The organism is Methylorubrum podarium, from assembly GCF_022179745.1.
Taxonomy (GTDB): Bacteria; Pseudomonadota; Alphaproteobacteria; order Rhizobiales; family Beijerinckiaceae; genus Methylobacterium; species Methylobacterium podarium.
In genome coordinates, this window is sequence record NZ_BPRD01000723.1 from 1 (window position 1) to 1,269 (window position 1,269).

1 protein-coding gene is annotated in these 1,269 nt (G+C 63.5%); it reads left to right on the forward strand.

All coding sequences use genetic code 11. From position 1 onward, the window contains the following. Nucleotides 1-639: 639 nt before the first annotated feature. Nucleotides 640-1,269 (forward strand): SulP family inorganic anion transporter (locus MFF42_RS26240; protein ID WP_238258881.1); only part of this gene is annotated, 630 nt, incomplete at its 3' end.

The window sequence follows — 1,269 nt, forward strand, 5'->3', positions numbered from 1 at the left end:
GGCAAGCCGCAACAATACATGGAACCACAATCATCATGTTCATGGCGTGAGTCCGTGCAGGTTATGGACCCTGAACGGTAGCGCTGTGCTGAGGACGTCGCTTGATTGGAGAGGACGTAATGCGACGTTGAATTTCGAATTCGGCAAAATCTCTGCAACTCGGGAAAGCGAGGCGAGGCTCGCCCTTTACGGCTTGGATGCCGGTTCATAGGCGGCGGCCCGCCAGGACGACGGTGGGACGAAACCGGTGTGCCGGGTTGGGGAGGCACGGACACCCTCTCACCCGACGACCTCTGATAGAGGGTCGAGCTGCCTCTGCCGCCCAAGTCTGGGAAACCGGAAGGTGAACGAGCGCCCCCTCGGATCGGGGCGCTCCCGCCGGCATCGGCCTAGTCTTGCGTACCGGATGGCGCAGAACAAGCAGCCGGCGCCTGGGAGGCTCGGGGGGCCACCCGCCCGCGCCCGGCATATTCCCGGACCCGGCATCTCGGCGGGCCGACACCGCACCTTTGCCTTAGCCTCACGATTCGACCAGTCCACGGCAACGGCCAGGTCGCATCGTTGCGTGATCGATCCGCACTATCCGTCAAAACAGTGTTAACATCGGTTCTTCCCTGCTCTGACTGCAAGGGAGTTTCGATGAAAGACTTCGGCACATCGATACGAACGTATTGGAACGAGGTGCGACCTGATCTCGGCCGCGATGGAGTGGCTGGCCTCACGGCCGCTGCCGTGGTCCTGCCCAAAGCGATGGCCTTCGCCACCGTAGCCGGATTGCCGGTGGCGGTCGGCCTCTACACCGCCTTCGTTCCGGCGGCCATCTACGGATTTTTGGGCTCGTCGCGCGTCCTCAGCGTCAGTTCGACGACGACCCTGGCGATCCTGACGGGGGCTGAACTCGGCAGCGTGGCACCCGATGGCGATCCGGCGAAGCTTGCCGCCGCGACGGCGACGCTGACGGCCCTCGTCGGTGCTTTCCTCCTCGCGGCGAGGCTGATGAAGCTCGGCTTCGTGGCAAGCTTCATCTCCGTGCCGGTGTTGACAGGATTCAAGGCCGGAATTGGCGTCGTCATTCTGCTAGACCAGGCCCCCAAGCTTCTGGGACTGCACGTTACCAAACAATCCTTCTTCGTAGACTTCGCGAGCCTCGTGCAACACCTGCCCGAGACCTCCCTGGCTGCTCTGGCCGTAGGAGGAACGACGCTTGTCGTGCTCGTCACCACGGAGCGGTTCAAGCCGCACTCGCCACCGCGCCCAGAGGCGCCGGCG